20 protein-coding genes and 1 pseudogene are annotated in these 24,885 nt (G+C 69.3%); 17 read left to right on the forward strand and 4 right to left on the reverse strand.

All coding sequences use genetic code 11. The features are described from left to right. Positions 1-27 precede the first annotated feature (27 nt). The 3 genes from AC1RRS_RS05545 (at position 28) to AC1RRS_RS05555 (ending at position 5,226) form a co-directional block, all read left to right on the forward strand. A complete protein-coding gene (locus tag AC1RRS_RS05545) occupies positions 28-2,283 on the forward strand; it encodes a S8 family peptidase (protein WP_492854272.1) in 2,256 nt (751 codons plus the stop codon). Positions 2,284-2,367: 84 nt separating this feature from the next. Continuing rightward, positions 2,368-3,516 (forward strand): acyl-CoA dehydrogenase family protein, encoded by a 1,149-nt coding sequence (locus AC1RRS_RS05550; protein WP_492854273.1) that lies wholly within the window; start codon positions 2,368-2,370, stop codon positions 3,514-3,516. 120 nt (positions 3,517-3,636) lie between these two features. Beyond that, positions 3,637-5,226, forward strand: coding sequence for a methyl-accepting chemotaxis protein (locus AC1RRS_RS05555; RefSeq protein WP_492854274.1), 1,590 nt, complete (start codon positions 3,637-3,639; stop codon positions 5,224-5,226). 251 nt (positions 5,227-5,477) lie between these two features. Here the strand turns inward: AC1RRS_RS05555 and AC1RRS_RS05560 are convergent, their stop codons facing one another. Beyond that, complete coding sequence (locus tag AC1RRS_RS05560) at positions 5,478-5,789, reverse strand: hypothetical protein (RefSeq protein ID WP_110118619.1); 312 nt, start codon at positions 5,787-5,789, stop codon at positions 5,478-5,480. Positions 5,790-6,090: 301 nt separating this feature from the next. Here AC1RRS_RS05560 and AC1RRS_RS05565 point away from each other — a divergent pair. The 13 genes and pseudogenes from AC1RRS_RS05565 (at position 6,091) to AC1RRS_RS05625 (ending at position 19,049) form a co-directional block, all read left to right on the forward strand. Further along, positions 6,091-8,108, forward strand: a pseudogene (locus tag AC1RRS_RS05565) (methyl-accepting chemotaxis protein). After that, entirely contained in the window at positions 8,108-8,392 is a 285-nt protein-coding gene (locus AC1RRS_RS05570) for an STAS domain-containing protein (RefSeq protein WP_370443997.1), read from the forward strand. The pseudogene AC1RRS_RS05565 and the gene AC1RRS_RS05570 overlap by 1 nt, the downstream one beginning before the upstream one ends. Beyond that, positions 8,389-8,754 carry a response regulator gene (locus AC1RRS_RS05575; protein ID WP_058347355.1) on the forward strand — a complete coding sequence of 122 codons (366 nt, stop codon included), beginning with the start codon at positions 8,389-8,391 and terminating at the stop codon, positions 8,752-8,754. The genes AC1RRS_RS05570 and AC1RRS_RS05575 overlap by 4 nt, the downstream gene beginning before the upstream one ends. 57 nt (positions 8,755-8,811) lie before the next feature. Then, positions 8,812-11,130 (forward strand): chemotaxis protein CheA, encoded by a 2,319-nt coding sequence (locus tag AC1RRS_RS05580; protein WP_492854275.1) that lies wholly within the window; start codon positions 8,812-8,814, stop codon positions 11,128-11,130. Positions 11,131-11,134: 4 nt separating this feature from the next. Continuing rightward, entirely contained in the window at positions 11,135-11,599 is a 465-nt protein-coding gene (locus AC1RRS_RS05585; RefSeq protein ID WP_110118616.1) for a chemotaxis protein CheW, read from the forward strand. Then, positions 11,599-12,477 carry a CheR family methyltransferase gene (locus tag AC1RRS_RS05590; RefSeq protein ID WP_110118615.1) on the forward strand — a complete coding sequence of 293 codons (879 nt, stop codon included), beginning with the start codon at positions 11,599-11,601 and terminating at the stop codon, positions 12,475-12,477. Before AC1RRS_RS05585 ends, AC1RRS_RS05590 begins: the two co-directional genes overlap by 1 nt. A gap of 2 nt (positions 12,478-12,479) precedes the next feature. Continuing rightward, on the forward strand, positions 12,480-13,508 hold the full coding sequence (locus AC1RRS_RS05595) for a protein-glutamate methylesterase/protein-glutamine glutaminase (RefSeq protein WP_487289009.1): 1,029 nt from the start codon (positions 12,480-12,482) through the stop codon (positions 13,506-13,508). Positions 13,509-13,512: 4 nt separating this feature from the next. After that, positions 13,513-13,902 (forward strand): response regulator, encoded by a 390-nt coding sequence (locus AC1RRS_RS05600; RefSeq protein ID WP_007675655.1) that lies wholly within the window; start codon positions 13,513-13,515, stop codon positions 13,900-13,902. Further along, on the forward strand, positions 13,899-14,477 hold the full coding sequence (locus tag AC1RRS_RS05605) for a chemotaxis protein CheD (protein ID WP_110118613.1): 579 nt from the start codon (positions 13,899-13,901) through the stop codon (positions 14,475-14,477). Before AC1RRS_RS05600 ends, AC1RRS_RS05605 begins: the two co-directional genes overlap by 4 nt. A gap of 5 nt (positions 14,478-14,482) precedes the next feature. Beyond that, positions 14,483-14,872 carry a DUF8776 family protein gene (locus tag AC1RRS_RS05610; protein ID WP_487289011.1) on the forward strand — a complete coding sequence of 130 codons (390 nt, stop codon included), beginning with the start codon at positions 14,483-14,485 and terminating at the stop codon, positions 14,870-14,872. Between the two features lie 7 nt (positions 14,873-14,879). After that, a complete protein-coding gene (locus AC1RRS_RS05615) occupies positions 14,880-15,482 on the forward strand; it encodes a response regulator (protein WP_110118611.1) in 603 nt (200 codons plus the stop codon). Then, positions 15,479-15,934 (forward strand): chemotaxis protein CheE, encoded by a 456-nt coding sequence (locus AC1RRS_RS05620; protein WP_110118610.1) that lies wholly within the window; start codon positions 15,479-15,481, stop codon positions 15,932-15,934. Before AC1RRS_RS05615 ends, AC1RRS_RS05620 begins: the two co-directional genes overlap by 4 nt. 265 nt (positions 15,935-16,199) lie before the next feature. Then, complete coding sequence (locus tag AC1RRS_RS05625) at positions 16,200-19,049, forward strand: TonB-dependent receptor (RefSeq protein WP_487289014.1); 2,850 nt, start codon at positions 16,200-16,202, stop codon at positions 19,047-19,049. A 78-nt stretch (positions 19,050-19,127) separates the two neighbouring features. Here AC1RRS_RS05625 and nagA read toward each other — a convergent pair whose 3' ends face one another. From nagA to AC1RRS_RS05640, 3 genes are all read right to left on the reverse strand, one after another. Then, a complete protein-coding gene (nagA, locus tag AC1RRS_RS05630; protein ID WP_492854276.1) occupies positions 19,128-20,264 on the reverse strand; it encodes an N-acetylglucosamine-6-phosphate deacetylase in 1,137 nt (378 codons plus the stop codon). Then, complete coding sequence (locus tag AC1RRS_RS05635; protein ID WP_492854459.1) at positions 20,264-21,271, reverse strand: SIS domain-containing protein; 1,008 nt, start codon at positions 21,269-21,271, stop codon at positions 20,264-20,266. Before AC1RRS_RS05635 ends, nagA begins: the two co-directional genes overlap by 1 nt. A gap of 92 nt (positions 21,272-21,363) precedes the next feature. Next, positions 21,364-22,104, reverse strand: coding sequence for a GntR family transcriptional regulator (locus AC1RRS_RS05640; protein WP_487292608.1), 741 nt, complete (start codon positions 22,102-22,104; stop codon positions 21,364-21,366). A 271-nt stretch (positions 22,105-22,375) separates the two neighbouring features. Between AC1RRS_RS05640 and ptsP the strand changes: the two genes are divergently transcribed. After that, positions 22,376-24,880 carry a phosphoenolpyruvate--protein phosphotransferase gene (gene ptsP / locus AC1RRS_RS05645; RefSeq protein ID WP_492854277.1) on the forward strand — a complete coding sequence of 835 codons (2,505 nt, stop codon included), beginning with the start codon at positions 22,376-22,378 and terminating at the stop codon, positions 24,878-24,880. The last annotated feature ends 5 nt before the right edge of the window (positions 24,881-24,885 follow it).

A 24,885-nucleotide genomic window follows, 5' to 3' on the forward strand; every position in this document is an offset into this window, starting at 1 on the left:
GCGCGGGGACGGGCTGGAGGGGTTCTGATGACCGGCTTCGACCGTATCCTGCGCATCTGGCCTGTCGCCCTGGTCATGGGCGGCGCGCTCCTGGTCACAGGCTGTGGAGGAGGCGGCGGCGGGGGCGCTCCTTCGACGGGCGTGACGACGCCGGTCACGCCGCCCGCGCCGCCTCCACCCCCGCCGCCTCCGCCCAGCGTCACCAGCGCCGAATACACGCGCAGCTGGGGCCTGGCCGCGATCCACGCCAATACCGCCTATGACGCCGGTTACACCGGCGCCGGGATCACGGTGGCGGTGATCGACACCGGCGTCGACCAGTCCCAGGCCGACCTGGCCGGCCGGGTCTCGGCCGCCTCGACCGACATCGTCACCGGCCGCAACGAACTGGCCAACGCCGACCGCCACGGCACCCGCGTGGCCGGGATCATCGCCTCCAACTTCAACGGGACGGGCACGATCGGCGTGGCCTACGGCTCGACCATCCTGTCGATCCGCGCCGACACGGCGTCGACCGATCCCGACTGCGAAGAGTGCATCTTCAACTCCAGCAACCTGGCGCGGTCGATCGACTACGCGGTCGCCAACGGCGCCAAGGTGATCAACCTGTCGCTCGGCGGCGAAACGCCGCTGGGCGCGACCTTCGAGGCGGCCCTGGCCCGCGCCACGGCCGCCGGCGTGGTCATCGCCGCCTCGGCCGGCAACGAAGGCGAGGCCGATCCCGGCTGGCCGGCGCGCTACGCCGTCGACACCCGCTACCAGGGCTCGCTGCTGGCCGTCGGGGCGCTGTCGCAGAGCGGAACCCTGGCCAGCTTCTCCAACAAGGCCGGGGTGGCGGCCAACGGCTACATCGTCGCCCCGGGCGACCAGGTGATCACCGACTGCGACACGACCGGCAGCTGCTGGCGGATCTCGGGCACCTCGTTCTCGGCCCCGCACGTGGCCGGGGCCCTGGCCCTGCTGCTGCAGGCCTTCCCCAACATCTCCGGCCGCGACGCGGTCTCGATCCTGCTGCGCACGGCCGCCGACCTCGGGACGACCGGGACCGACAGCACCTATGGCCGCGGCTCGCTCGACCTGACCCGCGCCTTCCAGCCGGTGGGGACCAGCAGCCTGGCCGTGGGCGAGGGCGAATCGGTCGCGCTCGACGCCAACGAGCCCGGGACCAGCCTCGCCGGTCCGTTCGGCCACGCCCTGGCGCGCACCGACGCCTTGAGCACGGTGCTGACCGACGACTATCACCGCCGCTTCGTGGTCGACCTGGCCGGCTCCGTTCCGGGCGCGTCCCGCCGGGGCGTGGGCGACCTGCCGCCGCCGACCGCCTCCAGCGCCGTGGTTCTGGGCGGCCCGAGCCTGGGCGGGGCCCAACTGGCCTTCAGCGCCGAGGCGCCGCTGTTCGAGCCGACGCCTAACGCCAGCGCGCCGGACATGCTGCTGGGGCCCCAGCCCATGCGCTCGGCGCGGATGCAGGCGGCGTTCGGCCGGTTCAGCTTCTCGACCTGGAAAGGCGAGGGCGGCGCGCCGGCCCCGGCCGGTCCGGAGGGCCGCGACGCCTTCCGCCTCGTCGCGCATCCCGATCAGACGGTGCAAGCCGCTGTACGCCTGGGCCGCTTCGCCTTCAGCGCCGAGCAGGGCGAGGCCGTGCGCCGTCGCCCTATGCAGACCACCGAGATGAAGGCCTCCAGCTACGTCGCGGCCACCGGCCAGACCGCGCTCGCCGGCGGCGTGCTCAGCGTCACCGCCGGGACCCTGGACGAGCCGCTGGGTCCGCTCGGCTCGTTCCTGGCGCCGGGCTCGACCTTCGCCCTGCCGACCTCGACCCGCTTCACCGCCGCCGCCTTCGACCTGTCGCCGCGCCCCGGGGTCAGCCTGCGGGCCGAGGCCTCGATGGGGCGGATGTCGGCCCAGGGCGGGCTGCTGGGCCTGGACGGCGCGGTCAGCGGCGCCTGGCGGCTAATGGCGGCGGCGGACTGCGACCTGATCGGCTGGTCCTGCGCCCTGCTGACCTTCGAGGTCAGCCAGCCCCTGCGCGTCGAGCGCGGCCGGTTCACCGCCACCCTGGCCGACGTACCGCTGTCATACGACGACCCGCTGACCTACTCGACCCGCCGCTTCAGCGCCTCGCCCGACGGGCGCGAGATCGACCTGCGGCTGGGCATGGAGCGGTCGCTGGGCGGCGAGCGGCGGATCAGCGTGCGTGGCGGCGTGGCTTTGCAGCCGGGACACGACGCCTCGGCCGATCCGGAACTGAACCTGGCGGCCACCTATCGGGCCCGCTTCTGACGGCTCTTCCATTCCCGCGAGCGGCGGGTACAGTCGGCGAATAAAACGATCGTTTGACGCGACGACTGACAGGAAGGAACCGCCATGGCCCTCGACCGCGAGACCCGCGACCAGCTGCTCGAGATGGTCGCCCGCTTCGTGGCCCAACGGTTGCGGCCGATCGAGGCCCAGGTGGCCGAGAACGACGCGGTGCCCGAAGGCGTGATCGCCGAGATGCGCGACCTCGGCCTCTTCGGCCTGTCGATCCCCGAGGAACACGGCGGTCTTGGCCTGTCCATGGAGGACGAGGCGCTGGTCGCGATCGAGCTGGGCCGCGCTTCGCCGGCCTTCCGCTCGGTGTTCGGCACCAATGTCGGCATCGGCAGCCAGGGCCTGGTGATGTTCGGCTCCGAGGCCCAGAAGGCCAAATGGCTGCCGGGCATAGCCTCGGGCGAGACCGTCACCAGCTTCGCCCTGACCGAGCCCGAGGCCGGCTCCGACAGCGCCGCCGTGCAGACCCGCGCCACGCTGGACGGCGACGCCTATGTGCTGAACGGGACCAAGCGCTTCATCACCAACGCCGGCAAGGCCTCGCTGTTCACGGTGATGGCCCGCACCAACCCCGAGGCCAAGGGCGGCTCGGGCGTGTCGGCCTTCCTGGTCGAAGCCGGTTTGCCGGGCCTGCACGTGGGCAAGGCCGAGAAGAAGATGGGCCAGCAGGGCGCCCACATCCACGACGTCACCTTCGACAACGTGCGGGTTCCGGTCGAGAACCGGCTGGGCGCGGAAGGCGAGGGCTTCAAGGTCGCCATGCAGGTGCTCGATCGCGGCCGCCTGCACATCGCCGCCGTCTGCACGGGGGTCGCCGAGCGGCTGATCGCCGATTGCGTGGCCTACGCCTCCGAGCGCAAGCAGTTCGGCCAGCCGATCGCGAGCTTCCAGCTGATCCAGGCGATGCTGGCCGACAGCAAGACCGAGGCCCTGGCGGCCAAGGCCCTGGTGCTGGAGACCGCCCGCAAGCGCGACGCGGGCGAGGGCGTGACCCTGGAGGCGGCCGCCGCCAAGCTGTTCGCCTCGGAGATGGTCGGACGGGTGGCCGACCGGGCGGTGCAGATCTTCGGCGGCGCTGGCTATGTCGCCGACTACGGCATCGAGCGTCTTTACAGAGACGTCCGGATTTTCCGGATCTACGAGGGCACCAGCCAGATCCAGCAACTGGTCATCGCCAGAGAAACCCTGCGTCGCGGCGGATAGCCGCAAGCACATCCGGCGAGAGTGCGGCGGTATGACGCGCTCATAACGGGAAAAGTTGTACTGCGATTAACCATCAGCCGTGAGATTTAACCCCGATATTCAAGACCGGGGATGCGGCAGATGAGCCAGGACTACGCACTGAATGACCGCGTCGCGTTCATGGGCCTGGATGACCGGGCCCGGGCGTCTCTGCGGGCGCTGCGTCCGCTCATCGAGCGCGAGATCGGCCCGGCGCTGGCCGGCTTCTACGACAAGGTCAAGGCGACGCCCGAGACCCGCAAGTTCTTCGGCGACGAGCGCCACATGGACGCGGCCGGCTCGCGCCAGAAGTCGCATTGGGGCGTGATCGCCCAGGCCGAGTTCAGCGACACCTACGTCAAGGCCGTGCGCACCATCGGCGAGACCCACGCCCGCATCGGCCTGGAGCCGCGCTGGTACATCGGCGGCTACGCCCTGGTCAGCGAGCACCTGGCGCGGGCGGCGATCAAGGAGGCCTGGCCCAAGGGCTTCATGGCCAAGGGCGACGGCGCCGACAAGGCGGGCGACGCCGTTTCGGCCCTGATCAAGGCCGTGATGCTCGACATGGACTTCGCCATCTCGATCTATCTCGAGACCATCGAGAACGAGCGCAAGCGCCTCGAAGAGGTGCGCCAGGCCAACGAGCGCAGCCAAGCCGTGGCGGTCCAGGCCCTGGGCGAGGCCCTCGCCCGCCTGGCCGAGGGCGACCTGGCTTCGCGCCTCGACATCGAGGTCGCCGCCGACTTCCAGAAGCTGAAGGGCGACTTCAACGCCGCCGTGGCGACGCTGGAGGAGGCGATGGCCGCCGTGACCCAGGCCAGCGACGGCATCCGCATGGGCGCCGACGAGATCGGCGTCGCCGCCGACGACCTCTCGCGCCGCACCGAACAGCAGGCCGCCAGCCTGGAAGAGACCGCCGCCGCCCTCGACGAGATCACCGCCACGGTGAAGCGTTCGGCCGCCGGGGCCCGCAAGGCTTCCGACGTGGTGGCCGGCGCCAAGACCGAGGCCGAGCGTTCGGGCGTGGTCGTCAACGACGCCGTCGCCGCCATGGGCGAGATCGAGACCAGCTCGCGCGAGATCAGCAACATCATCGGGGTGATCGACGAGATCGCCTTCCAGACCAACCTTCTGGCGCTCAACGCCGGCGTCGAGGCGGCGCGGGCGGGCGACGCGGGCAAGGGTTTCGCGGTGGTGGCCTCGGAAGTGCGGGCCCTGGCCCAGCGCTCGGCCGAAGCGGCCAAGGAGATCAAGACCCTGATCGGCGCCTCGTCCAAGCAGGTCGAGGCCGGCGTCGCCTTGGTCGGCCAGACCGGCGAGGCCCTGCGCGGCATCGTCGACAAGGTCGGCGAGATCGACGGGCTGGTGGGCGAGATCTCGTCCTCGGCCCAGGAACAGTCCAGCGGCCTGGCCCAGGTCAACATCGCCGTGAACCAGATGGACCAGGTCACCCAGCAGAACGCCGCCATGGTCGAGCAGACCACGGCCGCCACCCATTCCCTGAAAGGCCAGTCGGCCGAGCTGACGCGCCTGATCGGCGGCTTCAAGACCTCTCGCCAGGCGGCTCCGGCTCCGGTCGCGCGGCCCGCGCCGCGTCCGCCCGCGGCCGCCCGCGTGGCGTCCCGTCCCGGCGCGGTGGTCTCGCGCGGCTCGACCGCCGTCGCGATCGACCAGGACTGGGAAGAATACTGAGTTTTTGTCGGTGACCGGGCGCGGCGTAGCGTAGCGCGCTCCGGATATTTCTTCGTTGCGTTCTCCCTCCTAGACCCTGGCCCGCCCTGCAAGGCGGGCCTTTTTCTTGGGCGGCGGTTGTCTAGTCTTTGGGCGCAGGTGTTCAAACAGCAAAACGCCCCCGCCGGTCCGGCCGTGGCGTTTCCCGTCTGGGAGACGCCGGCCTGGACCAGCGGAGGCGCTTGGACCCCCGTTGGGTGGGCGCGTAAGTCTTACGCGCCGCCCGGGAAGCGGAACGGAACCTTCACGGTGCCGGTCTTGGCGCCCATCGGCAGCTTTTCAGCGATGCACATGGCGGCCTTGTCGAAGCCCTTGCCGGCCGCGCTGTTGTCGACGACCTTGCAAGCCGAGAGCTTGCCGGCGTCGGCGGTGCACTCAAGCATCACCTGGGCGGCGTCCTTGGTGTTGGCGAATTGCTGCAGGCAACGGCCCATTTGATCTTCGAAGCCGCCAGCGGCCGAAGCGGCTTGAGCGACGAAAAAGCTGCCGGCGATTCCCGCGGCAATAGCGATCGGATATTTCATCCCGCTGCTCCTAGTATTTTTTCTTCGTCCGTTGGACGTTGCGCCAACCGGACGCCTGCACCTTCTCGCAGCCGCGAGTTAAGATAGTCTGAGTCAGCGAAGAATAATCGATATTTACTTGTCGATAACCAAGTCAACTTGCGGCTGGCGCCATGTCGCCGCAATTGCCCGTCTCTAGACTCAAAACGCGTGCGGAACGCGCTCGCGCACGCGCAGCCAGAGGGGGGTGCGACAAGGTGCGGCCATCGTTCTTAACCAAAGTCAGGAACTATTAGGAATCTATCGTGATGATCCGACCTCATTGCAGGCGGTCCGTGGGCACGGCCGTCGCTTGGAGGGGATCTCGAGATGAAGCGCTTTCGACTAGTCGATCTGCCGTTGATCATAAAAATCGGCTTCGCACCGGCTTTCGCCCTGGTGATGCTGGCCTTGATGGCCGGCGGGGCGATCATGATCCAGAAGAGCCAGTCCGCCGCGCTGCGCCAGGTCGTCGAGAACGACATGGCGCAGAACATGGAGATCCAGAAGCTCTCCAAGCGCATCTCGAACATCAACGGTGAACTCTACACTGTGATGACCCACAAGGCCGGCAACATCGACGTCGACAAGAACGACGCCCGCATGGCCGCCGTCCTGGCCGAGACCGAGTCGGTCAAGAAGGAGCTGGGGGCTCTGAAGGGCAAGCTGCCGGCCAGCGAGCAGCCGAAGATCGCCGAGCTGATCAAGTCGCTCGAGGAATGCCGCAGCGCCATCGACACGGTGAGCGGCATGATCGGCGTCGACTTCAACATGGCCGTCGGCTTCATCGCGCCGTTCGAAGAACAATACGCCAAGATGACGACCCAGCTGGACCAGGTGGTGGCCGCGGCCAACACCCGCGTCGTCGCCCAGGCCGCCAAGAAGCAGGCCGAGGCCGCCGCCGCGATCAGCATCACGGTCATCCTCTCGCTGATCACCCTGGCCTCGGTGGCCGCGCTGGCCTTCCTGACGGTGATGAACGTCCGCAAGTCGATCGGCGACATCGCCGGCGCCACCGAGAAGCTGTCGAAGGGTGAAAACACCATCGACCTGGAGCGCCTGACCCGCGGCGACGAGCTGGGCGCCATCGTGCGTTCGCTGAAGGTCTTCCGCGACAACCAGCTGCATCTCGAGCAGCTGCGCGCCGAGCAGGAGAAGACCGCCGCCCTGACCGCCGACGAGCGCCGCGCCAAGGAGGAGGCCGCCGCTGCCGCCGCCCGCGAGAGCGCCCTGGTCGTCAGCTCGCTGGCCGAGGGCCTGGAGCGCCTGGCCTCGGGCGACCTGACCTTCCGCGTCACCGCCGCCTTCCCGGGCGAGTACGCCAAGCTCAAGGACGACTTCAACGGCGCCATCGCCCAGCTGCAGGACACGGTGAAGGTCATCGCGGCCTCGACCGACGGCCTGCGCACCGGCGCCGACGAGATCGCCCACGCCTCCGACGACCTCTCGCGCCGCACCGAGCAGCAGGCCGCCAGCCTGGAAGAGACCGCCGCCGCCCTCGACGAGCTGACCGCCACCGTGCGCCGCACGGCCTCGGGCGCCCGCCAGGCCTCGGACGTGGTTTCGACCACCCGTGGCGAAGCGACGCATTCCGGTCAGGTCGTCCATCAGGCAGTGTCCGCGATGGGCGAAATCGAAAACTCCTCCAAGCAGATCAGCCAGATCATCGGCGTGATCGACGAGATCGCCTTCCAGACCAACCTCCTGGCGCTCAACGCCGGGGTGGAGGCCGCCCGGGCGGGCGAAGCGGGACGTGGTTTCGCTGTCGTCGCTCAGGAAGTCCGCGCGCTCGCCCAGCGCTCGGCCGAGGCCGCCAAGGAGATCAAGACCCTGATCTCGTCGTCGACCCAGCAGGTCTCTGCCGGGGTGAGCCTGGTCGGCCAGACCGGGGAAGCCCTGCAGCGGATCGTGGTGAAGGTCGGCGAGATCGACGCCCTGGTCACCGAGATCGCCGCCTCGGCGGCCGAGCAGGCGACCGGCCTCAACGAAGTGAACACCGCCGTCAACCAGATGGATCAGGTGACCCAACAGAACGCCGCCATGGTCGAGGAATCGACCGCCGCGACGCACTCGCTGAAGGGCGAGACCGCGGAGCTGGTGCGCCTGATCGGTCGCTTCCGGGTGGGTGAGGGTTCTACCCAACGCTTTGAACGCCCGCGCGAAGCCGACGCTCATGTCGACTCGCCGGCCCGCAACCCCGTCGCCGAGCAACGCGCCCGGCTCGGCGCCTTCGCCCGGCCTGGCCGTGGCGGAGCCGCCGCAGCGGCCGCCCCGGTCAGCGATGGCTGGGAGGAGTTTTGATGACTGTCCTTTCGCTGCCCGAGACGCTTGATCTGAAGGCGTCGGGCCCCCTCAAGGCGGCGTTCCTGGAACGCCGCGGCGAGGCGGTCGAGGTCGAGGCCGGCAACGTCCGGCGCCTCGGCGGCCTGTGCCTGCAGGTGCTGCTCGCGGCCAAGACCGCCTGGGCGGCGGACGGAAAGTCCTTCTCTATCCGGGCCCCTTCGGAGGCCTTTGTCGAAACCACCCGTCTGTTCGGCGCCGAAGGGGCGCTTCTCTCGGCGGATATCCATGGAGTTCAATCGTGACGCGGACGGTCCTCACGGTCGATGATTCCCGGACGATGCGGGACATGCTTCGCATGGCCCTCGCCGGCGCCGGGTTCAACGTCGTCGAAGCTGTCGACGGCGAGCACGGGCTGGAAGTTCTTTCGGCCCATCGCCCCGACGTAATCATCACCGACATCAACATGCCCAAGCTCGACGGCTTCGGCTTCATCGAGGCGGTGCGGGTCGACGACGACTATCGCGCCATCCCGATCCTGGTGCTCACCACCGAAAGCGACCCCGCCAAGAAGGACCGCGCGCGTCGCGCCGGCGCCACGGGCTGGATCGTCAAGCCGTTCAACCCCGAGAAGCTGGTCGACGCCATCCGCCGCGTCGCGGCCTGACGTCTCTCTTCTTTTCGTCTCGGGTACTGAAGACTCTCTCGTTTTAGGAACGTTGGAATGGACGAGTTAGAGGCCATCAAGGTCACCTTCTTCCAGGAATGCGAGGAATTGCTCGCCGACCTCGAAGGCGGGCTCCTGGCCATGCAGGACGGCAACGACGATGGCGACACCGTCAACGCCGTGTTCCGCGCCGTCCACTCGATCAAGGGGGGCGCCGGCGCCTTCGGCCTCGAGCCGTTGGTCCGTTTCGCCCATGTGTTCGAGACCCTGCTCGACGCCGTGCGCTCCAACGAGGTGCCTGCGACCCCGGACCTGGTGGTGACTCTGCTGCGCGCCTCGGACGTGCTGGCCGACCACGTCAGCTCGGCCCGCGGGCTGGGCGACGTCGACGAGGCGGTCTCCGCCTCGATGGCCGCCGAGCTGAAGGCCTGCACCGACCCGAACGCCGCGCCGGCTCCCGCCGCCGCGCCGGTCGTGGTTGAAGCGGACGCGCCGGTGGTGGAAGCCGCCGCGCCGGCTCTGATCGGGGCCGACGACGCCCTGGACGATGACGACCTCGGCTTCGACTTCCAGCCGATGACGATCACCATCGACGAGCAGGCGGCCGACGTCGCCGCCGCGGCCGGCAACGTCTGGACGGTGTCGATCCGTCCGAAATCGGACCTCTACCGCAAGGCCAACGAGACCGCCCTGCTGCTGCGCGAACTGGCGCGCCTGGGCCCGATCGAGGCCACGCTGGACGCCAGCGCCATCCCGCCGCTGGACCAGCTGGACGCCGAGGCCGCCTACGCGACCTGGACCGTCCGCCTGGAGACCGACGAAGACGAGAACGCCATCCGCGAAGTCTTCGAATTCGTCGACGGCGACTGCGACCTGGAAATCACCCGCGGCGAAGCCGTGGCGTCCGACGACGCCCTGGCCGCCCTGCTGGCCGGTTCGGCTCCGGCCCCCGCGCCGGCGGTGATCGAGGCCGCTCCGGTCATCGAAACCTTCGAACCCGCGCTGGTCGAAGCCGCGCCCGAGCCGGTCGCCGTCGCGCCGGTCGTCGAGGCCGCCCCGGCCCCGGTCGCCGCGCCCGTCGCTCCGGCCCCCGTGGCCGCCGCGGCTCCGGCTGCTGCTCCGGCCGCCGCCGCCAAGACCCAGCAGATCGACGTCCCGGGTCCGGGCCAGTCGGTCATCCGCGTCGACCCGGAGCGCATCGACCGCCTGATCGACCTGGTCGGCGAGCTGGTCATCAACCAGGCCATGCTGGCGCAGCGCGTCGGCGAATACGGCATCGCCCCGTCCTCCAACCTGGCCATGGGCCTCGACGAGCTGGAACAGCTGACGCGCGAGATCCAGGACAGCGTCATGGCCATCCGCGCCCAGCCGGTGAAGTCGGTGTTCCAGCGCATGCCGCGCCTGGTCCGCGAAGTCGCCAGCATGACGGGCAAGCAGGCCCGCCTGGTGATGGACGGCGAGAACACCGAGGTCGACAAGACGGTCATCGAGCGTCTGTCCGACCCGATCACCCACATGCTGCGCAACGCCATCGACCACGGGCTGGAAAGCCCCGAGGAGCGCAAGGCGGCCGGCAAGAATCCGGAAGGCGTCGTGCGCCTGGCCGCCCTGCACCGCAGCGGCCGGATCGTCATCGAGGTCTCCGACGACGGCAAGGGCATCAACCGCGAGCGCGTCCACTCGATCGCGATCAAGAAGGGCCTGATCTCGCCGGAGCTGCAGCTGACCGACGAGGAGATCGACAACCTGATCTTCCTCCCGGGCTTCTCGACCGCCGACAAGATCTCGGACGTCTCGGGCCGCGGCGTCGGCATGGACGTGGTCAAGCGCTCGGTGCAGGCCCTGGGCGGCCGCATCTCGATCACCTCGCGTCCGGGCCATGGCTCGACCTTCAGCCTCAGCCTGCCGCTGACCCTGGCCGTCCTCGACGGCATGGTGGTCGACGTCGCCGGCGAGACTCTGGTGGTGCCGCTGGCCGCCATCGTCGAGAGCCTGCGTCCCAAGCCGGAAGAAGTTCGCCCGCTGGGCCCGGTCGGCGCCGTGCTGGCCGTCCGCGACAGCTTCGTGCCGCTGATCGACGTCGGCCTGACCCTCGGCTATCGCGACAGCTCGCCGCCGCCGACCGAAGGCGTGGTGCTGCTGGTCGAGGGCGAGGACGGCTCGCGCGCCGCCCTGGTGGCCGACGCCATCCACGGCCAGCGCCAGGTGGTCATCAAGTCGCTGGAGCAGAACTACCAGCAGGTCGACGGCGTGGCCGCCGCGACGATCCTGGGCGACGGCCGCGTGGCCCTCATCCTCGACGTCGACGCGGTGATCAGCCTGCGCCGCCGCGAACCGCCCCGCCCCGTCGAACCCACTCTGATCGCCGCGGAGTAACCCGATGACCGAAGAAATCATCACCACGGGCGAGCGCCGCGAACTGATCTCCTTCCGGGTCGGCGACCAGGAATATTGCGTGGACATAATGGCTGTCCGCGAGATCCGCGGCTGGAGCCCGGCCACGACGCTTCCGCAGTCGCCCGGCTACATGCGCGGCGTCATCAACCTGCGCGGCGCGGTGCTGCCGATCATGGACCTGGCCTGCCGCCTCGGCATGCCGATGGTCGAGCCGACCGTCCGCAGCGTGTTCATCGTGGTCAAGGCGGGCGACCGCATGATCGGCATGCTGGTCGACGCGGTGTCGGACATCCTGTCGATCACCGACGATCTCGTTCAACCGACCCCGGATCTGGCTTGCGACATGGTGCGCAACTTCATCCGCGGCATCATTTCCATCGACGGCCGGATGATCAGCGAGATTTCGCTCGATCGCCTGCTGCCCGAGCGCGAGGCCCTGGCCGCCTGATGACCTTCGCTCCCTCCTCCACTGATCGGCGCGAGGCCCTGGTCGACGGCGAGTTCGCCTTCACCACCCAGGACTTCAAGCGTATCGCCGAGATCCTCTACGGCATGGCCGGCATCAGCCTGCCGGACACCAAGGCCACGCTGGTCTATTCGCGCCTGGCCAAGCGCCTGCGCGCCCTGGGCCTGCGGTCGTTCAAGGAATACTGCGCCTTCGTGACCAGCGAACAGGGTCACGACGAGAGCCAGGAAATGCTGCGGGCCCTGACGACCAACGTCACCCGCTTCTTCCGCGAGCCGCACCACTTCGACGACCTGCGCGCCAACATCCTGGAGCCGATCGCCGACCAGGTGCGCGCCGGCCGCCGCCTGCGCCTGTGGTCCGCCGCCAGCTCGTCGGGCCAGGAACCCTATTCGATGGCCTTCACGGTGCTGTCGGTCTGGCCGAACGCGGCCGAGCTCGACATCCGCATCCTGGGCACCGACATCGACACCAACGTGCTCGCGACCGGCCGTCAGGCCGTCTACGACGAACACCTGCTGGAAGGCATCTCGCCGGCTCAGCGGGGCCAGTTCTTCGAGCGCGATTCGAATGACCGCCGGGCCTATCGCGTCTGCGAGTCCGCCCGCCGCCTGGTCGCTTTCCGCGAACTGAACCTCAACGGCCCGTCCTGGCCGATGAAGGGTCCGTTCGACGCCATCTTCTGCCGGAATGTCGTGATCTATTTCGATGAACCGACCCAGGAGCGGGTCTGGAGCCGCTTCCAGCCTCTGCTGGCGCAGGGCGGCAAGCTCTATGTGGGCCACTCCGAACGCGTCGGCGCCAATGTGCGCGGCTTCGAGAGCTGCGGCCTGACCGCCTATCGCAAGACGGGGGTCTGAGCATGGCCAAGATTCGCGTCCTCGTCGTCGACGACTCGGCGACCATGCGCGGCCTGATCACGGCCGCCCTCAACCGCGACTCCGAGATCGAGGTGGTCGGCGCCGCCGGCGACCCGTTCGAGGCCCGGGGCATGATCAAGGCCCTGAACCCGGACGTCGTGACCCTCGACATCGAGATGCCGAACATGAACGGCATCGAGTTCCTCGAGAAGATCATGCGCCTGCGGCCGATGCCGGTGGTCATGGTCTCCAGCCTGACCCAGGCCGGGGCCGAGATGACCCTGCGCGCGCTGGAACTGGGCGCCGTCGACTGCGTCGGCAAGCCGACCACGGCCACCGGCACCGCTGAAGCGCTCGCAGAAGTCGCCGACAAGGTGAAGACCGCGGCCCGCGCCTCGGTGCGCACCAAGGCCGACGCCGCGCCGGCCCCGGTTCGCCGCGGCGCCTACGTGCCGACCGGCGACGTGGTGGCCATCGGCTCGTCGACCGGCGGGGTGGAAGCCCTGCTGTCGATCCTGACCCAGTTTCCCGAGACCTGCCCGCCGACGGTCATCACCCAGCACATGCCGGCGACCTTCACCGCCAGCTTCGCCGCGCGCCTCGACCGCGCCAGCGGGGCCAAGGTGCAGGAAGCCACCGACGGCGCGCTGCTGGAAGTCGGCAAGGTCTATGTCGCTCCGGGCGGCGCCACGCACCTGGAAGTCGTCCGCTCGGCCGGCCTGCGCTGCCGCCTGACGGCCGGCGACCCGGTCAGCGGCCACCGCCCCTCGGTCGACGTGCTGTTCCGCTCGGTGGCCCAGGCCGTCGGCGACAAGGCCGTGGGCGCGATCCTGACCGGCATGGGCCGCGACGGCGCCCAGGGCCTGCTGCAGATGCGCCAGGCCGGCGCCCGCACGGTGGGCCAGGACGAGGCCAGCTGCGTCGTCTACGGCATGCCTCGCGCCGCCTTTGAACTCGGGGCCGTGGAGAAGCAGGTTTCCCTGTCCTCCATCGGCCAATCCATTCTCGATCTGGCCTCCGCGAGGCGATAGACCCATGCCCCAAGCAAGCACCATTTCCGTTCTCGTCGTCGACGACCAGCTGACCATGCGGGCGCTGATCCGAAACGCCCTGCAGCAGATCGGCTTCAAGGACATCCGTGAGGCGCCCGACGGCGAGGAGGCTCTGAAGAACCTCCTGGCCAAGCCGGCCAACCTGGTCATCTCGGACTTCAACATGCCGAAGATGGACGGCCTGGCCCTGCTGCGCGCCGTGCGCTCGCACCCGCCGATCCGGCAGACGGCCTTCGTCATGCTGACCGGCCGGGCCGACCGCGAGCTGGTCCAGCGCGCCGTGCAGTTCGGCGTCAACAACTACTGCGTCAAGCCGTTCACCGTGCAGGGTCTGCGCGACAAGATCGAACAAGTTTTCGGGCAGCTGACATGATCGGGCGCGACTACTCTCACGACGACGAGCTGCGCGCGACCAAGGTCCACGTGACCCAGGGCGAAAGCCATGTCTCGACCGACCCGAACGTGGTGATGACCACGGTTCTGGGCTCGTGCATCGCCGCCTGCATCCGCGATCCGCAGGCCGGCGTCGGCGGCATGAACCACTTCCTGCTGCCCGACGCCGGCGACGGCCGCAGCAGCGGTAGCGGCGGCGACGCCGTGCGTTACGGCGCCTACGCCATGGAACTGCTGATCAACGGCCTGCTGAAGAAGGGCGCCCGCCGCGAGCGGCTGGAAGCCAAGATCTTCGGCGGCGGCAAGCTGTTCGACAGCCTGTCGGACGTCGGCGCCAGCAACGCGGCCTTCGCCGAGCGTTTCCTGCGCGACGAAGGCATTCCGATCGTGTCGTCCAGCGTCGGCGGCGTCTCGGCCCGCCGGGTCGAGTTCTGGCCGGTGACCGGCCGGGTGCGCCAACGCCTTGTGGCCGTCGACAATGCGCCGCAAGAAGTGCGTCGTCCCGCCCCGATTCCTCAGCCCGCGTCCAACGCCGGCGACCTGGAGCTGTTCTAGACCTCATGACCGCCACGTCGACCGCCGCCGCCGATATCATCGTCTCCCCGGATCATCAGCTTCCGGTGGGCGAGCTGTCGCGTCGGCTGGCGGCCGAACTGGCGGCCGCGGCGATGATCTGCCGCGACTGCGAGCACGTGGCGGGCGAACTGGCCACCGGCGGCGCGGCGCTCGAGAACATCACCCGCCTGCAGGCGCTCGACGAGCTGAGCCAGCGGCTGCACGGCCTGTCGGACGTGCTGGCCCGCATCGGCCAGCACGCGTCCGGCGAATGGAACCTGGCGATCGAGCCCCTGCTCGAAGGCCTGGGCCTGGCCGACCTGGTGGGCCGCCTGCGTTCCGACAAGGACCATGCGGGCTGGGGCGCCGAGGCCGGCGAACTCGACTTCTTCTGAGGCGTCGATGCCCGAGCCGCTAAATCCATCGACTCGGATCAATCTCGAGCGGGCCACCGTGCTGGTGCTCGACGACAACGGCGCGTCCCTGGACATCCTGTCGGGCGTGGTCTCCGGCTTCGGCGTGCGCTCCCTGCACCGCGCGGAATCGGTCAAGGACGCCCAGGCCCTGATCAAGATCCACACCTTCGACCTGATCATCAGCGACGTGCAGATGCCCGAGGTCGACGGCTACGAATTCATCCAGTGGCTCCGCCGCGAGGGGCCTGAAACCAACCGCTATGTTCCGGTGATCCTGGTCACGGGCCACACCCGCACCTCGCAGGTGTTCAAGAACCGCGACGCCGGATCCAACTTCACCGTCGCCAAGCCGATCACGCCCAAGGTGCTGCTGGAGCGGATCTTCTGGGTGGCGCGGGAAGAGCGAGCCTTCATCGAGTGCGACACCTATGTCGGACCCGATCGCCGTTTCAAGCACGAGGGGCCGCCGCCGGGGACGGACGGCCGACGCAAGGACGACCTGGCGGGGGAGGTCGGCGACGCTCAGGAGCCGAACATGTCGCAGGAAGAGATCAACAGCCTGATGAAGGTCGCGAAGGTGCAGATATGACCGTCCGCAAGTTCCGGCCGCCGAACCGCCTCGCCGCCATGATCAAGGATCGCGGCGGGATCCTGGCCAAGGACGCGGTCGCCGCGGCCGAGGCCAATGTCGAGACGCTGCGCGACAGCTCGCTCGCCGCCTTGGACGAGGCCCTGGAAGCCATCGAGGCGCGCTTTGGCCCCACGGCCGCCGGCCGCGCCGGCGAGGACTTCGAGACGCTCTACACCCTGACCCTGAAGATCATCGACGTGGCCGGCTTCGCCGCCGACGCCGGGGTCGACGAGGCCGCGGTGTCGCTGTGCGCCCTGGTCGACAACTGCGCCGAGGCCGGCGCTTGGCGCTGGGACGCGGTGGACGTCCACCTTTCGGCCCTGCGCCTGCTGCGCAACGTCGGCGCCAGCCTGCCGGCCGAGCACCGCCGGGGCATGCTCGACGGCCTGCACAAGGTCGCCCAGCGCTGAAACAGCGCCCCATGAGACCCTAGCGTAGCGCCGGCGCCACGTTCGCGTCGGTCGTTGCAACTGTTACCGGTCCCACAGCTTGATACGCCCTCCAGTGTTTGTTACGCGTTAGTTGCTACCGGTGTCAGGGCGTTGCAAATGCCAATGACACCGGTTTCCATAATGACGGCCGAGAGCGGCCGCGTGGGAAGGACGCGCGGTCGTTTCGAAGCCACGACGGGGTCTGTGAGACCGCGTTGCAACGAAACTATGGGAGGAGGACTGGATGTCTTACGGACATGACGCGCGCCTGCGCGCTCTGAAGATCGGCGTGTCGGCCGGCGCGGTGGCGTTGGCCTTGGCGGCCGCGGGCTCGGCCATGGCGCAGGACGCCGGTGCGACGACCGAGAACTCCGAAGTCGAGGCGGTGGTGGTCACGGGCTTCCGCAACAGCCTGGCCAAGGCCCTCAACGTCAAGCGCGAGGAAGCCGCCGCCACCGACTCGATCCTGGCCGAGGACATCGGCAAGTTTCCCGACCTCAACCTCTCCGAGTCCATCCAGCGCATCCCCGGCGTGGCCCTGGCGCGCGACGGCGGCGAAGGCCGTCAGATCTCGGTGCGGGGCCTTGGCCCCACCTTCACCCGCGTGCGCATCAACGGCATGGAAGCCCTGACGACCGCCGGCGGCGCCGACGCCTCGGGCGGCACCAACCGCGGCCGCTCGTTCGACTTCAACATCTTCGCCTCGGACCTCTTCAACTCGATCACCGTGCGCAAGACGGGCGAGGCGTCGGTGGAAGAAGGCTCGCTGGGCGCCACGGTCGACCTGCGCACCGCCCGACCGTTCGACTATAACGGCTTCGCCATGTCGGCCTCGCTGCAGGGCAGCTACAACGACCTTTCCGAGAAGGCCACGCCGCGCGGCGCCTTCATGATCTCCAACACCTGGCAGGACGGCCGGTTCGGGGCGCTGTTCTCGGTGGCCTACACCAAGCGCAAGATCCTCGAAGAGGGCAACAGCACCGTGCGCTGGGCCACGGGCAACGCCTTCTCGCCGGGCTTCGACGCCGTCAACAACGGCGCGGGCCTGCCGACTACGGTGAACCCCTCGGCCCAGGCCCTGGCCGACAACGCCGCCTTCCACCCGCGCTTCCCGCGCCTCGATCGCTTCGAGAGCGACCAGGAACGCCTGGGCGCCACGCTGGCCCTGCAGTTCCAGCCGTTCGAAGGCACGACCCTGTCGTTCGACGCCCTCTACGCCGACTTCAAGGGCACGCGCCAGGAGACCTATCTGGAGGCCCCGTCCTTCAGCACCGGCGGCGCCTGTACGGCCGCCAACGTCGCCAGCAGCTGCGGCATCGCCGACACCAACGTGACCGCGCGCACCATCGAGAACGGCGTGATGGTCAAGGGCACGTTCGACGACGTCGACCTGGCCGTCGAGAACCGCTTCGACAAGCTCGACACCAAGTTCACCCAGTTCTCGCTGACCGGCGACCACCAGATCAGCGACAACTTCACGATCCACGGCTTCGTCGGCCACTCCAAGTCGGACCACCAGAACCCGGTCCAGACGACGCTGCGCTTCGACTACTTCAACGTCGACGGCTACAGCTACGACTACACCAACAGCCGCGATCCGAAGTTCAGCTACGGCAACGCCGCCCTGACCGACCCGACCAAGTGGAAGCTGACCCAGATCCGCCTGCGCCCGCAGTCGGCGGTCAACACCTACGACACGGCCCAGGCCTGGGCTGAGTACAAGCTCAACGACGCGCTCAGCGTCAGCGGCGGCCTGAACTTCAAGCAGTACGAATTCGAGACCACCGAACTGCGCCGCACGATCGGCACCACGACCAACCAGGAAACGGTGATCCCGGCGGCGATCGCGGCGATGTCGCTGGCCAGCTTCAGCCGGCTGGCCACCTTCAACGGCGTCCAAACCATCATTCCGGACCTGGCCAAGGCCGCCAGCGTGCTGAGCCTCTATGACCAGTCGGCCTATGGCGGCGCCTTCAAGCTCGGCGCCGAGCCGTCGCTGGGCAACAACCGCGGCGTCTCCGAAGAGGATCGCGGCGCCTATCTGCAGGGCGACCTGCGCACCGAGATCGGCGGCGTCGGCGTGCGCGGCAATCTCGGCGTCCGCTACGTGAAGACCAAGCAGTACGCCCGCGGCTTCACCTATGTCGGCGGCTCGCCCGTCGGCATCACGGCCGGCCGCGAATATGACGACACCCTGCCGGCCCTGAACCTGGTGGTCGAGCCGACCGACAACTTCCTGATCCGCTTCGGCGCGGCCAAGGTGATGTCGCGTCCGGACCTCGGCAGCCTAACCCCGGGCTCGACGGTCAGCGTCTCGGGCACCGCCCGCAGCGTCACCGCCGGCAACCCGAACCTGGATCCGTTCCGCGCCAAGACCTACGACATCGCCTTCGAATGGTACTTCCAGAGCCAGGCCCTGCTCTCGCTGGCCCTGTTCCAGAAGGACATCGGCAGCCTGGTGCAGACGGTCACCACCTCGACCACCTTCACCGGCAATCCGTTCGGCATTCCCGACAGCGTGGCCATAGCCGCCTGCGGCACGACCACCGGCTGCAGCCCCTCGGCGCAATGGAACTTCTCGACCCCGGTCAACACCGACGGCGGCAAGGTCAAGGGCTTCGAGATCAATTACCAGCAGCCGTTCAAGTTCCTGCCGGGCCCGCTGGCCAACACCGGCGTCCTGCTGAACTACACCTACGTCAAGTCGGACGTGAAGTACGTCAACTCGACCGGCGCCGTGGTCGCCACCGGCGACCTGACCGGCCTGTCGCGCAACGGCTACAACGCCACCCTCTACTACGAAGACGCCAAGTTCAGCGGCCGCGTCTCGGCCTCGTACCGCGACAAGTACCTGACCCGCGTGCTGGGCCAGGAGAACACCACGGCCGCGCCGGTGCTCTATGACGGCACCAACGAGACCTTCAACGTCGACGCCTCGCTGCAATACACCCTGAACGACCAGTTCAAGATCACCCTGGAAGGGGTGAACCTGACCGACGAGTACCAGGACCAGTTCAGCGGCGAGCAGAACATGCCGGTGGTCTATCACCACACCGGCCGCGAGATCCTGCTGGGCGTCCGCTACAAGTTCTAGGGCCTAGGACTTTCGCGCGCCGCCCTTGGGGGAGGGCGGCAGGGAAGGGGCGCTGGTCGGGAGACCAGCGCCCTTTTCTTATTCCCGCCCGTCGATCCAGGTGCGCACGACGTTGCGCTCGCCGTCGAGCAGCACGAGGTCGGCGGCCTGGCCCGGGGCGATCGACCCGCGCGTGGCCGACAGGCCCAGGAAGGCGGCCGGAGCGGCCGAGGCGATCATCACCGCGTCTTCCAGGCTGAGCCCCAGCATGGCGACGGCGTTGCGGACGGCGCCGATCATGTCGAGGTCGGAGCCGGCCAGGGTGCCGCCGGGACCGACGCAGACGCCGTCCTCGACGGTGATCGGCTGGCCTTGCAGGACGAAGCGCTTGTCGCTCATGCCCACGGTCGGCATGGCGTCGGTGACCAGCATGAAACGGTCCAGCGGCCGGGTGCGAAGCGCGATCCTCAGCGTGGCCGGATCGACGTGGCGACCGTCGACGATGATGCCGCACCAGGCCGACTGGCTCTCCAGCGCCGCGCCGACCGCGCCGGGGGCGCGGCTGGTCAGCGGCGACATGGCGTTGAAGAGATGGGTGAAGCCGGTGAGGCCCGCGTCGAGCGCGGCGCGGACGGTCTCGTAGCGGGCGTTGGTGTGGCCGGCGGCCACGACGACGCCGGCGTCGGCCAGCCGGGCGACCATGTCCGGGGTGGTGGTCTCGGGCGCCAGGGTCACCAGCGTCTTGCCGCGTTTCAGCGACGACAGCAGGGTGATGGCTTCGTCGTCGAGGACGCGGAACTTGCCCGCGTCATGGATGCCCTTGCGCTGTGCGTTGAGGAACGGGCCCTCGATATGCACGCCCAGCACGCCGGGGACGCCCTGTTCGATCGCCTGCTCGGTGGCCCGCATGGCCGCATCGACGACGTGCAGGTCGTCGCTGATCAGGGTCGGCAGGAAACCCGTCGTGCCATAGGGCCGGTGGGCCGCGCCGATGGCGGCGATGGTCTCGACGGTCGGCGCGTCGTTGAACAGCACCCCGCCGCCGCCATTGACCTGGGTGTCGATGAAGCCGGGAACCAGCAGGCCGCCGGCCAGGTCTTCCACGACGGCGTCGGCCAGGACGTCGGCGCGATCGGCCAGGCCGACGATGACGCCGTCGCGCACCAGCAGGGCCTGGCCGGCGACGACGCCGGCCGGCGTCAGGATCTCGGCGTTTATCAGGGCAGTGACGGACATCAGACGGTCTGGGTCACCTTGTTGAGGTGGGGCGGGCTGTCGGGGTCGTAGCCGCGCGCCACCGACAGGCCGGCGGCCATGCGGTAGAAGCTCTGGACCAGCAGGATCGGCTCCAGCAGCGGATGGCCCGACGCCGACGGCAGCGTCGTCGCGCCCGAAACCTCGCCGCCGGCCAGCAGCACGGTCGCGCCGCGCTCGGCCAGGCCTTGCGCCATCTTCAGCGTCGAGGCGTAGGTCTCGTCCTGCTGGGCCAAAACCAGGGCCGGGAAGCCGTCCTTCACCAGGGCCATCGGGCCGTGCAGCACCTCGGCGGCGCTGAAGGCTTCGGCGTGCAGGCCGCAGGTCTCCTTGAACTTCAGGGCCGCCTCCTGGGCGATCCCGAAACCGACGCCGCGGCCCAGGACGTAGAGGTTGGTCGCGCCCGACAGCGCCTCGATCCCGGCGCTCCAGTCCTGCGCCCAGGCGGCCGCCAGGCCCTGCGGCAGGGCGCTCAGGGCGGTGGTCAGTTCGTCATCCTGCGTCCAGGCCGCCACCAGCTGGGCGATGGCCACGAGAGCGGCGATGTAGGATTTCGTCGCCGCCACGCTCAGTTCCGGTCCGGCGTGCAGCGGCAGCACCGCATCGGCCAGCGCCGCCAGCGGCGAGCTCTCGTCATTGACCAGCGCCACAACGAAGGCCCCGCCCTGCTTGGCCGCCTCGACGGCCGCCAGCAGGTCCGGGCTCTTCCCTGACTGCGAGATGGCGAGATACAGCACCCCCTCCAGGTCCTGCGGCGCGGCGTAGACCGACGACACCGACAGCGCCGCCGACGAGGTCAGCACGCCCGCCCGGGTCTCGATCAGGTACTTGGCGAAGGTCGCCGCATGGTCGCTGGACCCGCGCGCGCAGGTGACCACGGCCCGGGGCGGAGCGGCCCGCAGGCGCTGCGCGATTTTCGCCGCCGCGTCCGCATTGGCCGCCAGCTGCCGGGCGACCACGCCCGAGGCCTCGCCGGCCTCCTGGAACATGCGGGTCGCTTCGGGCGTCAGGGCTTGGAAATGGGAAAGGGGCTGCGCGGTCACGGGCCGTACTCCAGGACACAAAAACAAAGGGGGAGGGGTCAGGCGGGGTCGTTGAGTTCGGCCACGAAGTCGTAGGTGTCGCCGCGGTAGTAGGATTGGGTGATCTCGACGGCCCGGCCGTCCTTGAGGAAGCCGCGGCGCTCGACCAGCAGGCCGGCGTCCTTGGCCTTCACGCCCAGCAGGGTGGCGTGCTGCGGGGTGATGAGCACCGCGCGCAGGCGCTGCAGCGCCCGCACCGGCCGGTAGCCGGCGTCGGCCATGGCTTCGTACAGCGAGTGCTCGACCACCTCGACCGAGGGCAGGGCGAAGGCGGCGATGGTCGAATACTCGACGGCCATCGGCGCGCCGTCGGCATAGCGGATGCGGTGGAAGCGGTAGACCGGCGTGCTGGGCGACAGGCCCAGGGTCAGCGACTCCTCGGGCGTCACCGAGCCTTCCATCTTGGCCAGCCACTCGCTGTGCGGGCTGCGGCCGCGCGAGATCATGTCCTCGGTGAAGCAGGTCAGCTTGGAGAAGTTCTTCTCGACCCGCGAGGCGACGAAGGTGCCCGCGCCCTGGCGGCGGGTGAGCAGACCCTCGCTGACCAGGCCCTCAAGCGCCTTGCGCACGGTGATGCGCGAGACGTTGAAATCCTCGGCCATGTCGCGCTCGGGCGGCAGGGCGTCTTCCGGCGTCAGGATCTTGTGCTGGATCGCCTCGCGCAGGGCGCGCTGGAGCTGAAGATAGAGCGGCGCGGAGGCGGTGGTCTCGATCGGGCCGATGCGTTCGGAGAGCAGCATGGGTTAGATTTCCATCTCCAGTGGAGCCAGGCGCCGCGTTTCGGGGCATCTCACTGCGCACATACCAATCTAAGTCCTTTTTGTCCGCCGCTTCGATCCGATAAATCGCACCAGGGCGATAAATCGCTTTTGTGTCAAACGATTTTCGGCTTCCGGTGTCGGTGTTCGTTTTTTGAGTGGTATTAAAATGGCATCTATGCTCAGCCTTCGATCAAGAGAGGCAAGCGCGCCGGGACAGGCTGCGCTGCGACAGGTTTCGGGGGAGTCATCGATGTCGGGTCTGGTGCTTCAATCGCCTTTGGCGGGCTGGGCGGGACCGTTGGAGGAGGTTCCGGACGCGGTGTTCGCGGAGCGGATGCTGGGGGACGGGGTGGCGATCGATCCGGTGGGGTCGGTGCTGGTTTCGCCTTGCGACGGCGTGGTTCTCAGCGTGCACCGGTCGGGCCATGCGGTGACGATCCGGGCTGGCAACGGCGCGGAAATCCTGATGCACGTGGGGCTGGAGACGGTGGCGCTGGGTGGCGAGGGCTTCGAGGTCCAGGTCGCCGAGGGGCAGGCGGTGACGGCTGGTCAGGCGCTGATCGGCTTTGATCTCGACCTGCTCGCCCGCAAGGCCAAGAGCCTGATCACGCCGGTGGTCATTACCAATCCCGAGGCGTTCTCGATCGTCCGGCGGACGCAGGACGCCGAGACGCAGGCCGGTGGCTTCCTGATGGAGCTGGTCCCGGTGGCGGGCGCGGCGGTGGTCGAAACAGTCGCCGAAACCGAGATCAGCCGCGCGATCGTCGTGCCGCTGGCGCACGGGATCCACGCCCGTCCGGCGGCGCGGATCGCCGAGACGGCGCGGGGTTTCGCCGCCGAGGTCGCGATCGTGGCCGGTGGCCGCCGGGCCGGCGCTCGCAGCCCGGTCGGGGTGATGGCCCTGGCCGTCAAGCTGGGCGACCACGTCTCGATCGTCGCCTCGGGCGCGGACGCGCAGGCCGCCGTCGAGGCGATCGCCGCCCTGATCGAGAGCGGCATGGGCGAGAAGGCCGGCGAGGTCGCGCCGAAGATCGAAGAGCCGCCCGTTGCCCTGACGCCGGTCGAGCCCACAGAGCCCGGCGTGCTGCGCGGCGTGATGGCCGCGCCGGGTCTGGCGATCGGCCAGGCCGTGCGGCTGGCGGTCGAGGCGATCGCGGTGGCCGAAGCCGGAGCCGGCGTCGCCGCCGAGCTGTCCGCCCTGGATACGGCCCTGGACACCGTCCGCGCCCGCATCGCCCTGGCCGCCGAGACCGGCGAGGCCGCCCGCAAGGCGATTCTCGCCGCGCACCTGGCCTTCCTGGAAGACCCCGAACTCACCGCCGCGGCGCGGAAACTGATCGGCGAGGGCAAGAGCGCCGGCTTTGGCTGGCGGCGCGCCGTCGGCGGCTATGTCGAGGCGCTCAAAGGTCTGGGCGACCGACGGCTGGCCGAGCGGGTCGATGACCTGATCGATCTCGAGCGCCAGGTGCTGCGGACGCTGCTGGGCCTGGAGGAGGAGACCGCCCGCGCCCTGCCGGCCGGGGCCATCCTGCTGGCCGACGAGCTTCTGCCCTCGCAGCTGATGGGCGTGGATCCCAGCCGCGTGGCCGGCTTCGCCACCGCTCGTGGCGGCCCCACCTCGCACGTGGCGATCCTGGCCGCGGCCATGGGCCTGCCGGCCCTGGTCGCCGTCGGCAGCGGCGCGCTGGAGATCGCCGACGGGACGGCCCTGATCCTCGACGCCGAAGGCGGAAGGCTGCGGGTGGCCCCCGGGGCCGACGCTCTGGCCCAGGCGCAAAGCGCCATCGCCGCCCGCCACGAGCGCCGCGCCGCCGCCAAGGCCGCCGCTCACACTGACAGCACCACGGCCTGCGGCACGCGGATCGAAGTGTTCGCCAATGTCGGCTCGGAGAAGGACGCCAAGGCCGCGACGGCGAACGGCGCCGAAGGCTGCGGCCTGCTGCGCACCGAGTTCCTGTTCCTCGACCGCGAGACCCCGCCCAGCGAGGACGAGCAGGCGGCCCAGTACCAGGCCGTGGCTACCGCGCTCGAAGGCAAGCCGCTGATCGTGCGCACCCTGGACGTCGGCGGCGACAAGGCCGCGCCCTATCTGCCGATCCCGGCCGAGGAGAACCCGGCGCTCGGCCTGCGCGGCGTGCGGGTGAGCCTGTGGCGGCCGCATCTCTTGAAGACCCAGCTGCGGGCCATCCTGCGGGTTACGCCGCTGGGCCAATGCAAGATCATGGTCCCGATGGTCGGCAGCCTCTCCGAACTGCGCGCCGTCCGCGCCGTGCTGGAGGAGGCCAAGAAGGAGCTGGGGATCGATCAGAAGATCGAGCTGGGCGTGATGATCGAGACCCCGGCCGCCGCCGTCACCGCCGACCTGATCGCCGCCGAGGCCGACTTCCTCTCCATCGGCACCAACGACCTGACCCAGTACGTCCTGGCCATGGATCGGGGCAATCCGGAGCTGGCCGCGCGCATCGACGCCCTGCATCCGGCCGTGCTGCGGATGATCGACCAGACTTGCCGGGGCGCGAGCCAGCACGGCCGCTGGGTCGGCGTCTGCGGCGGGCTGGCCTCGGACCTCGCTGCGGTGCCCGTCCTCCTCGGTTTGGGCGTCACGGAACTCTCCGCCACCGCCGCCATCGTGCCGGAGGTGAAGGCCCTGGTGCGCACTCTCGACCTGGCCGCCTGCCGCGACCTTGCCGCCCAAGCCCTGGACCTGACCTCGCCCGAGGCGGTCCGTGACCTGACCAAGCGCTTCGGAGCCTGACGCCG

This window comes from Caulobacter sp. GW821-FHT12A07 (assembly GCF_058807655.1).

Coding starts and splice junctions, on each gene's coding strand:
- AC1RRS_RS05545 (WP_492854272.1), top strand. CDS start 28: ATGACCGGCTTCGACCGTATCCTGCGCATCTGGCCTGTCGCCCTGGTC.
- AC1RRS_RS05550 (WP_492854273.1), top strand. CDS start 2,368: ATGGCCCTCGACCGCGAGACCCGCGACCAGCTGCTCGAGATGGTCGCC.
- AC1RRS_RS05555 (WP_492854274.1), top strand. CDS start 3,637: ATGAGCCAGGACTACGCACTGAATGACCGCGTCGCGTTCATGGGCCTG.
- AC1RRS_RS05560 (WP_110118619.1), bottom strand. CDS start 5,789: ATGAAATATCCGATCGCTATTGCCGCGGGAATCGCCGGCAGCTTTTTC.
- AC1RRS_RS05570 (WP_370443997.1), top strand. CDS start 8,108: ATGACTGTCCTTTCGCTGCCCGAGACGCTTGATCTGAAGGCGTCGGGC.
- AC1RRS_RS05580 (WP_492854275.1), top strand. CDS start 8,812: ATGGACGAGTTAGAGGCCATCAAGGTCACCTTCTTCCAGGAATGCGAG.
- AC1RRS_RS05585 (WP_110118616.1), top strand. CDS start 11,135: ATGACCGAAGAAATCATCACCACGGGCGAGCGCCGCGAACTGATCTCC.
- AC1RRS_RS05590 (WP_110118615.1), top strand. CDS start 11,599: ATGACCTTCGCTCCCTCCTCCACTGATCGGCGCGAGGCCCTGGTCGAC.
- AC1RRS_RS05595 (WP_487289009.1), top strand. CDS start 12,480: ATGGCCAAGATTCGCGTCCTCGTCGTCGACGACTCGGCGACCATGCGC.
- AC1RRS_RS05600 (WP_007675655.1), top strand. CDS start 13,513: ATGCCCCAAGCAAGCACCATTTCCGTTCTCGTCGTCGACGACCAGCTG.
- AC1RRS_RS05605 (WP_110118613.1), top strand. CDS start 13,899: ATGATCGGGCGCGACTACTCTCACGACGACGAGCTGCGCGCGACCAAG.
- AC1RRS_RS05610 (WP_487289011.1), top strand. CDS start 14,483: ATGACCGCCACGTCGACCGCCGCCGCCGATATCATCGTCTCCCCGGAT.
- AC1RRS_RS05615 (WP_110118611.1), top strand. CDS start 14,880: ATGCCCGAGCCGCTAAATCCATCGACTCGGATCAATCTCGAGCGGGCC.
- AC1RRS_RS05620 (WP_110118610.1), top strand. CDS start 15,479: ATGACCGTCCGCAAGTTCCGGCCGCCGAACCGCCTCGCCGCCATGATC.
- AC1RRS_RS05625 (WP_487289014.1), top strand. CDS start 16,200: ATGTCTTACGGACATGACGCGCGCCTGCGCGCTCTGAAGATCGGCGTG.
- nagA (WP_492854276.1), bottom strand. CDS start 20,264: ATGTCCGTCACTGCCCTGATAAACGCCGAGATCCTGACGCCGGCCGGC.
- AC1RRS_RS05635 (WP_492854459.1), bottom strand. CDS start 21,271: ATGTTCCAGGAGGCCGGCGAGGCCTCGGGCGTGGTCGCCCGGCAGCTG.
- AC1RRS_RS05640 (WP_487292608.1), bottom strand. CDS start 22,104: ATGCTGCTCTCCGAACGCATCGGCCCGATCGAGACCACCGCCTCCGCG.
- ptsP (WP_492854277.1), top strand. CDS start 22,376: ATGTCGGGTCTGGTGCTTCAATCGCCTTTGGCGGGCTGGGCGGGACCG.